The 8,435-nt window shown below is 65.9% G+C and carries 9 protein-coding genes and 2 pseudogenes; 8 read left to right on the top strand and 3 right to left on the bottom strand.

Translation table 11 applies throughout. The features are described 5' to 3' along the window. A partial coding sequence (locus tag QZX93_RS12275) for a hypothetical protein (protein WP_295386443.1) occupies window positions 1–726 on the top strand: 726 nt, incomplete at its 5' end. Between the two features lie 115 nt (window positions 727–841). Here QZX93_RS12275 and QZX93_RS12270 read toward each other — a convergent pair. From QZX93_RS12270 to QZX93_RS12260, 3 genes are all read right to left on the bottom strand, one after another. After that, a complete protein-coding gene (locus tag QZX93_RS12270; protein WP_295386438.1) occupies window positions 842–1,276 on the bottom strand; it encodes a PIN domain-containing protein in 435 nt (144 codons plus the stop codon). Next, a complete protein-coding gene (locus QZX93_RS12265; RefSeq protein ID WP_295386434.1) occupies window positions 1,266–1,493 on the bottom strand; it encodes a hypothetical protein in 228 nt (75 codons plus the stop codon). The genes QZX93_RS12270 and QZX93_RS12265 overlap by 11 nt, the downstream gene beginning before the upstream one ends. Window positions 1,494–1,592: 99 nt before the next feature. Then, the gene (locus tag QZX93_RS12260) at window positions 1,593–1,886 is read right to left on the bottom strand and encodes a hypothetical protein (protein WP_295386429.1); all 294 of its coding nucleotides are present in this window, start codon (window positions 1,884–1,886) and stop codon (window positions 1,593–1,595) included. Window positions 1,887–2,190: 304 nt separating this feature from the next. Between QZX93_RS12260 and gshB the strand changes: the two genes are divergently transcribed. The 7 genes and pseudogenes from gshB to QZX93_RS12230 all read left to right on the top strand — a co-directional run bounded on the left by gshB (window position 2,191) and on the right by QZX93_RS12230 (window position 8,316). Beyond that, on the top strand, window positions 2,191–3,159 hold the full coding sequence (gene gshB / locus QZX93_RS12255; protein ID WP_295386424.1) for a glutathione synthase: 969 nt from the start codon (window positions 2,191–2,193) through the stop codon (window positions 3,157–3,159). A gap of 23 nt (window positions 3,160–3,182) precedes the next feature. Continuing rightward, on the top strand, window positions 3,183–4,127 hold the full coding sequence (locus QZX93_RS12250; protein ID WP_295386419.1) for an energy transducer TonB: 945 nt from the start codon (window positions 3,183–3,185) through the stop codon (window positions 4,125–4,127). Window positions 4,128–4,146: 19 nt separating this feature from the next. After that, a pseudogene (locus QZX93_RS27360) lies at window positions 4,147–4,290 on the top strand (CU044_2847 family protein); the annotation flags it as partial. A gap of 84 nt (window positions 4,291–4,374) precedes the next feature. Continuing rightward, window positions 4,375–5,382, top strand: a pseudogene (locus tag QZX93_RS12245) (serine protease); the annotation flags it as partial. Then, the gene (locus QZX93_RS12240; protein WP_295386415.1) at window positions 5,318–6,052 is read left to right on the top strand and encodes a hypothetical protein; all 735 of its coding nucleotides are present in this window, start codon (window positions 5,318–5,320) and stop codon (window positions 6,050–6,052) included. The pseudogene QZX93_RS12245 and the gene QZX93_RS12240, both read left to right, overlap by 65 nt. Beyond that, window positions 6,049–7,032, top strand: a complete 984-nt coding sequence (locus tag QZX93_RS12235; protein ID WP_295386411.1) for a MoxR family ATPase — start codon at window positions 6,049–6,051, stop codon at window positions 7,030–7,032. The genes QZX93_RS12240 and QZX93_RS12235 overlap by 4 nt, the downstream gene beginning before the upstream one ends. Window positions 7,033–7,185: 153 nt before the next feature. After that, the gene (locus QZX93_RS12230; RefSeq protein WP_295386408.1) at window positions 7,186–8,316 is read left to right on the top strand and encodes a hypothetical protein; all 1,131 of its coding nucleotides are present in this window, start codon (window positions 7,186–7,188) and stop codon (window positions 8,314–8,316) included. The last annotated feature ends 119 nt before the right edge of the window (window positions 8,317–8,435 follow it).

Genomic DNA, 8,435 nt, shown 5'->3' with positions numbered 1-8,435 from the left:
GCTTTCAGGTTCGTCCATCGGGATTCTCCAGTGTTGCGTGCTTGGCGGCTCACAACGCGGAGTTTCCTGGATGGACCCCCGGAAATGTCAAACTTTTGCTGTCTCCCCGGCAAAGCCGGGGGATTTCCCATTTTATTAAAATATGAACGTGATACAGAAAAAGGCAAAGTTTTCCGTGCTAGCGCTAGGATTGGGACCACTCCTTCCCTCCCAGAGGGGACACACCCTAAGCCCTCATCGCTGCACCTGATCACGCCGTTGCAGCCAGAGGCGCTTACTTCCATAGCCGACGCAAAACCGAGCACGCAAAAGCATGGCTCCCATCAAAATAAAACGAGGCATAACCCGATGAAGCAATTTTCATTTTTTGTAACGCTGACTTTATTATCTGTGTCTGCGGTCGCATCAGATTTACCGGACTGGATGAATAAAGATGGTTGGGTATCTTATGAAGCCGTATGCCAAAGCATGAATAAGAAGACAGGCTCAAAAACAGATTGCTCAGAAGGGGCACTTGCAACTGGAGATTCACTATTTTCCTCATGGGCTGGAGAAACGATGAAAATGTACTACGAAAAGTCATCAAATTCATTTACTAAAATAAGAATCAGAGTAACCTGGACAACCGACAGATCGCCTTATAAGTGCGGCGAAACTATAACGATGCGACCAGATGAAATAAAGGATTTCACACACAGGTCACTGGCGATGACTCAATGCAGGTAAGGAACAAGAAACCAAGTTCAACTACACTAAAGAGGGAGAGACCACAGTAAATTGCCGTTCCGGTATTAAAGCGGACCAGAGTCGATTACCTCGCGCACAAATAACCATTGCGCTCCTACAATATCGCTGTACCGGAGAGCAGAGGATTCAGGATAGTCAACCTTCGCTCGACCACTTGACCATGCCGCATGTCTTCGGAGTAGAGAACGCGGCACTCTGACACTAAGGCGGCCGCGACAATCAAGCTATCCCAATAACTGAAGCTATGTGCGGCTCGCAGGCGACTGGCATAGCGATGACATTGCAGGCCAGTCTCGACGACGCGACACTGGACATACAGGTCTTCGACAATATCCAGTACTGCAGGTTCGGCCATTTTAGCCTTGCGCAGCAGGTTCACCGAGACTTCCGCCACCACCTGGGTGCTGATGGTATAGCGGTTGCCCGCATCCACCAGCACCAAAGCGCGGGAGTGCTTATCCTCCTCACCCGGTCGCAGAATAAAGGCATAGAGCCACAGGTTGGAGTCCACAAAGATATTATCTTTCATGGGCTTCATCCCGCGAGAGCGCTGTAAATCCTTTAATTACCAAAGGATTGCGTGAAAGTCGCGCGATAGCTCCTTCATGCGGCTTGGCATCATCCATTGCGTTTGGCGGATCGAACATCACGACAACTCTGACGGTCTGTCCGCCGGTTAAGAAGACGGACTTTGGCAGAGGAATCGCTTGGTCTGCTATGATCGCATCGAATTCGATTGCCTGCATGGTCGTCACTCCGGTTACTCGGGCTCGGCGCGTTAGCCGCCAAATTCTTTATGTTACAAGTGATACTCGGGTCCAGAACGAAGAGCGGCATCGTTGCGGCTATTCCGGTACGCTGTTGCGTTCGCGGCGATAAGCAGCGATCTCGTCCTGCCAGTCATCGAAGGTCGGATCATCAGCGCAACTGCCAAACTGCTCAAGCAGCGGACTGCTGCCCTGCGTCTCGCCGATATCCAACCGCACCAATTCCACTTGGGCGAAATAATCCCGCGCGCGCTGCGCAACACCGGTCAATGCAGCATCGCGGGACGCCTCGTTAACCTGGATTGCAGGCAGGTTGCTGACCTGCGCGAGGTAGCGATTACCGCGTTTTCTAAGTATGACATCGACTCTCATAGACTTAACCCGATCGGCAAGACATTGGGGGCACGGGTACGACGCTAACACGTTGGGAAATCGCCAGCATCGAGCGATCCTTGATCTCGCTTGGTATCCACAGTTTGCACAAAAGATCCTCCGCTGCGGGGGACATTCAGGATAACACCAGCGCCCGTCCGCTGCCTGGGCCGCCGGTTGGGGCGCGCCAGCGGCCGGCGCAGGCCGCGGTGCCCGCGAAAACCATTACCCAAGCGCGGGATTCTCGGCACCTCCCCACCAAGGCGCAGTAGGGACCTGGCGGGCATTCGGTTACACTGCCCCCATGAGCATCGAACTCGGCTTCCTCATGGACCCGATCGGGTCTATCAACATCAAGAAGGACAGCACCTTCGCGATGATGCTGGCGGCGCAACGGCGCGGCTGGTCGCTTGCCTATCTGGAACCGGGCGACCTGTTCCTGAGCGAGGGGCGCACCCAGGCGCGCCTGCGCGCCGTCACTGTGACCGACGACCCGCGCGGCTGGTATCGGTTCGGCGCCGAGAGCACCCGCGCGCTCACGGAGCTCGATGCGGTGCTGATGCGCCAAGACCCGCCTTTCGACATGGATTATGTCTTCACGACCTATCTCCTGGAGCACGCTCAACGCGGCGGCGCGCTGGTAGTCAACGACCCGCGGGCGCTGCGCGATTGCAACGAGAAGCTGTTCACGGCCGAGTTCCCGCAGTGTACGCCCCCCACCCTGGTGACCCGGCGCCTGGCCGACATCCGCGCCTTCCAGGCCACCCATGGGACCATCATCCTCAAGCCGCTGGACGGCATGGGCGGGAGCGGTGTGTTCCGGGTCGAGGCGGGCGACCCCAATCTGAGCGTGATCGTTGAACTGCTGACCAACCGCGGGCGGCGCCTGTGCATGGTCCAGCGCTTCATCCCGGAGATCGGCGCGGGCGACAAGCGAATCCTGATGGTCGACGGCACCCCGGTGCCCTATTGTCTGGCCCGCATCCCGGCCCCCGGGGAGGCCCGCGGCAACCTGGCGGCGGGGGCCACGGCCCACGGCCAGCCCCTGTCCGCGCGCGACCACTGGATCGCCGGGCAGGTGGGACCGCAACTGCGCGCCCGCGGCATCCTGTTCGCCGGCCTCGACGTGATCGGCGATTATCTCACTGAGATCAATGTGACCAGCCCCACCTGCATCCGCGAACTGGACGCCGGATTCGGACTGGATATCGCCGGCGATCTGCTGGACGCCATCGCCGAGCGGATCGCCGCGCCCGCCGTCAGACGGCCCTGATCCGGACCTGCGCCCCTGCGCCCGTGACCGCCACCAACGCCGCCCAGCTCCCCCGCGCCCTCACCGTACCCCTGGGCGAGGGCCCCTCCCCCGTCCTGCCGCTGGCCCTGCTGGCGGCCACGGTGCTGCACCTGTTCATCCTGCTCACCGTCTCATTTGAACTGCCGAAACCGCACCGGCAGGTACCGGTGGAGCAGACCATGGACATCGTGCTGCTCAATGACCCGGGCACGACCGCCGATCGCCCGGCAGCGGACGCGGCCCTGTCGCAGCGCTCACGCGTCGGCGACTCGCCGCGGGGGGACGCCGTCGTCTCCGCGCCAGTCGATGAATTGCCAAGCCCCGCCGCGCACCCGCCGGACGCGGTACCCCAGACGCCGGAGCCGCCGGCGCCGACACCGCCGATCCAAGAGCCGCCACCGCCGCAACTGGTCGCAGCCCCCAAGCCGCGGCCGGCACGCAAGGTTGCGCCACCCTCACCGCCCCAGCCGCCCCGGCAGGAGACACCTAGGACGGTGGACGCCTCCCAGATCCTGGCCAGCCGCAACCAGGAAATCACCCGCCTCACCGCGAGCCTGCAAACGCGCGCGAACGCCTATGCCAGTCGGCAGCGACGCCGGGCGGTCAGCGCCAGCACCCGCGAATACCGTTATGCGAACTATCTGGGGGCCTGGGCGCGCAAGGTGGAAAACATCGGCAACATCAACTACCCCCAGGCGGCCAAGGACCAGCACCTCTATGGCAATCTGATCCTGGACGTAGCGGTGCGCGCCGACGGCAGCGTGGAGGGGGTCCGCATCGTGCGCTCCTCCGGTTACCCGCTGCTCGACCAGGCGGCGATCGACATCGTCAACCTCGCCGCCCCCTACTCCCCCTTCCCCCCCGACATCGCCGCCGAGACCGACGTGCTCGACATCGTGCGCACCTGGCAGTTCCTGCGCGGGGGTAAGCTCGGATGGGAACAATAGGCCATCCGTCCGCACAGCGGACCAGCGACCTGACGAGCTGGAATTCGCCATCGGCTTCTCCGGCAAGGTCGGCGCCTTCATCGCCAGCGCCGACACCACGGCCGGGTTCAAGGTCAAACTGACCTGGAACAATACGCGACCGGCCCCACCACCGGCCGCGTGAGGCCCGCGCGATGGCAACGGAGCCCGCCGTACGCAGCATCCTGCGCATCCTCAGCGCGACCAGCGACCCCCGGCGCCCGTCGGGACCGGCTTCCTGGTTGGTGATCGTCACGCCCTGACCTGCGCCCACGTCGTCAACGAAGCGCTGGGCCGCGATCACTATGATCCCGACCGGCCAACCGTCGCGATCCCCTTCGACCTGGCCGCGACGCCAGGCATCGCCGACCGCCAAGTAGCCAACGTCATCGCCTGGCACCCGGCCAGCCGGGCGCCCGCACCCGGCCAACTCGTCGATATCGCCTTACTCGAACTCCCCGCATCGGACCCGACCGTCCCCAGCCTGCCGGTACCGCGACCCGCGCAACCAAGCCCGCCCGGCGATCAGGGCTGGGCCTTCGGATTCCCCGAGCGCGGCGACCCCGGTATCTGGGCCAAGGGCGAGCTGGCGGGAGAGCAGTGGAGCGGCTATACGCAAATCAATGACGTCGGAGCAACAAGGATTGAGGCCGGCTTCAGCGGCGGCCCCTTCCTCGATGAGACCCAGGCGCTGGTGATCGGCATGGTGGTGGCCCGCAGCGATTATTTTCCCGTCTCCTACCTGATCCCGGCGGCGACCCTGCTCGCGGTACTCGATCAGGCGGTGGGCGCATCCCTCACCATCGCGCTGGACAATCCACTCATCGTCGCCCCCGCCGCCCCGCGACTTGCCCATGCGATCAGAGCCCGCGGCCACGTCGGCCAGGTCAGCGCCCAACTGCGCCGTCTGCTGGTGGACCCCCGGTTACAACCGCAATGGGCGTGCGACGGCCGCGAGTTGGAGGTCGCCTTGCAGCAGGAGCCGGGGCCGGACCTCATCTACTGCTACGCCCAACTGGACCCCGCGGGCCGCCTGCTGCTCGGTAAGCACGACGGCCTGTCGCCTGACTATGCCGATTTGAGCGGCTTGATCCGTTGGCTCCGCGACCCGGCACGCGCCGGGCGCAAACCGCTGCTCTGGGTTCATCGAGCACCTCAACCCCCGCGCCCAAGTGGAGCCCCGGCCCATCCCCTTCCTGTTGCACCCGGACCGGATCGCGGCGGCGGACTTCCGTAATCAGCTCAAACAGGACCTCAACGTGTTTTACCCCCGGACCTACGAGCAGGCCCTGGGCGAGTGCTTTGCGGTGCCGGCCAACGCTGACACCCTGGCGGTGGTGGCCCTGTCCTGGCTGCTGGAGGTCCCATCGGAACTCACTGTGGATCAGCTCGCGGGCGCCCTGGTCGCCTGGCGGGAGGCTATGACCACCACCCTGAACCAGGGCGAGATTCCCGCTGGCTTGCGCATCCTCTGCGGCGCCTGTATCCAATGGCCGCAGGGCTGGCCGCAGCGGCATGGGCACATGGCCCAGGCCGTGCAGACCCGCCTCGACGAGGACCTGCTCTGGGGTAACAGCGAGGCCGCGCAGGTGTACCCCATCCAGATGAAACGGCCGCTCGACGTGCTCACGGCGCCAGACCTGTCCGCCTTCTATGGCAGCGACCGCGACTTGCGCCGACGCCTGGGCGTCGCGGCCTTGATCGGCGCCGGCGCCGCCAAACTGCCGCCGCCACCGCTGGCCAGCGCCCCGCCCAATGACGAGCGCCGGGTGGTCGAGGCCTTGAGTGACTATCTCTTGACGCGCACCGGCGGCCGGTTTGAACCGACCGTCGACCTGATCTATGCCGAATACAAGACCGGCTATGCCGACTTTCAGAACGCATTGAACGCACCGGACCCAGCATGATCGACGCCTACACCTTCCTCCCCCAGCACGCGGACCCCATCGACTGGGACCACCACGATGCCGCCCAGGCCTGCGCCCGCCTCAAAGACAGCGCACGGGTCGCGAGCCACCGCCGATTGAGCGAGGGCGCCGAGCATTTCATGCCCCCGCCGGATCTCGTCAATGCCATCAACGCCGCCATCGCCTCACGCTCGCCCCTGCTCCTCACCGGCGAGCCCGGCACCGGCAAGACCCAGGTCGCCTATTACCTGGCACGCTATTTCGGCATCGAACTCTTCCATTATCAGGTCCACTCCGACAGCAGCGCGCGTGACCTGCGCTACGACTTCGACGCGGTCGCCTACCTGCGCGACGCCTATCTCACCTCCCTGAACCTCACCCAGCGTCGGGCCGCGCACAGGGCTGCCCCGGATCGCACCGACCGGCGCTACCTGCACAAAGGTAAGCTGTGGCTGGCCTACGAGCACCCCGGCGAGTGCGTGCTCCTGATCGACGAGATCGACAAGGCCCCGCGCGACTTCCCCAACGACCTGCTCCAGGAACTGGCCGACTATCGCTTTGAGCACCCCTTCCCGCCCGGTGCGCCGATCGACCGCGGCAACCAGCCGCCGCCCATCGTCATCGTCACCAGCAACGGCGAGCGCCGCCTGCCGGACCCCTTCCTGCGCCGCTGCATCGTGTACCATATCGACCTCACGCCAGACCTGCTGGGGCGCATCCTGGGCGCCTGGCAGGGCGAATTCGCCGACCGCCTGCCGCCGCCCGTGCAGGGCCAGGCCCTGCAACGCTTCCTGGAGGTCCGCGAGCGCCTGGAGCGCCGGGCGGGACGCCCGCCCGGGGCGGCCGAGTTCCTGATCTGGCTCACGGTGCTGGCCGCCGCCGGGGCCACGGGCGAGCAACTGGCGGCCCCCGGGCTCGCCGACCTCCCGGCCCTGCACTGCCTGATCAAGGACCACGAGGACTATGGGCACCTGGCCTGATCCGCTTGCCCCCTCCCCCCTTGTGGGGGAGGGTTGGGGTGGGGGGGACCACTCTCGTGACACCGCTGTGCGGTGTCACGCCTGTGTCAGGCGCTCTGCGCCGCGCGGGCGCGGTCCGCACAGCGGACCCTACGCGGACCACCGCCCCACCCCATGCCCGCCCCCCTGACCCCCGGCGGCGACCCGCGCCTCGCCCGCCTGCTGCGGCGCCTGCCGGACCTGGGCGTCCCGGTCCTGCCGCTCGACTTCGTACGCATCGCCCGCGTCCTGCCGCCGGACCGGACCCTGGAATGGGCCGCCGCCCGGGAACTCCTGGTCACGCTCCTGGCCAAGGACGAGGCGGCCCGCGGCACCGTCCGGCGCGAGTTCCGGCGCGACTTCCCGCCGCTGGAGCGGCCAACGCCTGCACCCGGCGCCGCCGCCCCCTTGGGCGCCACGCCACCCGCCAGCCCGGCCACACCAGATACCAGCGAGGCCCAACCAGCAGCGCCGGTGATCATCACCCCGCCCCAGCACCCCTGGCCACTCTGGCGCCTGGCCCTGGGTGCGACCCTGACCACCGCCCTCGGCCTGGCTATCCTCTTCCTGACCTTGACCTGGCACCGCGCGGAACCGCCCGCGCCGCCGGCCACGCCACCGGCACCGATCCCGCAGCCCGCACCGCCCACCGCCGGGACCCTCCCGTCCGTCCCGCTCCCGACCTTCAACGACTGGGTCCCGGTCTTCGGCGACCCGGCCGACCTGCTCGGTTGGCTACCGCCGCTGGCGCTGCTGTGCGGCGGCCTGTTGGCACTCGCGTGGCTGGGGGAGCGCGCCTGGCGGCTACAACGCCCGCCCTCCCGCGGCGTCAGCTACGACCCCAACGGCGAGCCGGTCTTCACCTGGTCCGCCGCGGACCTGCACCTGCCGATGCTGCTGGACGGCGGCCAGCGCCGCGAGCTGGTCTGGGGCGTGCAGCGCTTCGCCGCCGAGCAGCGCACGCCGCGCCTCGACGTCCTCGACACCGTCGCCGCCAGCGCCCGCTGCGGCTTCCCGGTACCGCGCTTTGCCCGCGCCTGCCCGGAGCGCGAGGTCTGGCTCTGGCTCGACACCCGCCTGCGCTCCCGCCCGGCGGTCGCGCTGGCCGACCAGATCGAGCGTGACTTGAGCCGCGCCGGGCTGCGGGTACGCCGCGCCACCTTCACCGCCGTCCCGGACCGGCTGCGCCTGGCCACCGGCGAGCGCGCCTCGCCACTGGACCTCGGCGCCGCCGCCCGCCAGGCCCTAGCAGCCTGTCGGACTTGATGGCGTAACCGATTGATTAAACAGGAAAACGACTTTTTGGCGCAAAAGAGGAAACTCTTTGCATTCAATCGGTTGCATCACTAAGTCCGACAGCCTGCTAGTCTGCCTGTTTACCGACG

Origin of the sequence: uncultured Thiodictyon sp. (genome assembly GCF_903946935.1) — a bacterium.
Lineage (GTDB): Bacteria > Pseudomonadota > Gammaproteobacteria > Chromatiales > Chromatiaceae > Thiodictyon.
The sequence above is the reverse complement of the archived record's forward strand: the minus strand, read 5'-3'. Positions and strand labels throughout refer to the sequence as shown.

What these genes read in the sequence shown, in the direction of transcription:
- QZX93_RS12270 (WP_295386438.1), bottom strand. Translation starts at nt 1,276, where the DNA reads ATGAAAGATAATATCTTTGTGGACTCCAACCTGTGGCTCTATGCCTTT.
- QZX93_RS12265 (WP_295386434.1), bottom strand. Translation starts at nt 1,493, where the DNA reads ATGCAGGCAATCGAATTCGATGCGATCATAGCAGACCAAGCGATTCCT.
- QZX93_RS12260 (WP_295386429.1), bottom strand. Translation starts at nt 1,886, where the DNA reads ATGAGAGTCGATGTCATACTTAGAAAACGCGGTAATCGCTACCTCGCG.
- gshB (WP_295386424.1), top strand. Translation starts at nt 2,191, where the DNA reads ATGAGCATCGAACTCGGCTTCCTCATGGACCCGATCGGGTCTATCAAC.
- QZX93_RS12235 (WP_295386411.1), top strand. Translation starts at nt 6,049, where the DNA reads ATGATCGACGCCTACACCTTCCTCCCCCAGCACGCGGACCCCATCGAC.
- QZX93_RS12230 (WP_295386408.1), top strand. Translation starts at nt 7,186, where the DNA reads ATGCCCGCCCCCCTGACCCCCGGCGGCGACCCGCGCCTCGCCCGCCTG.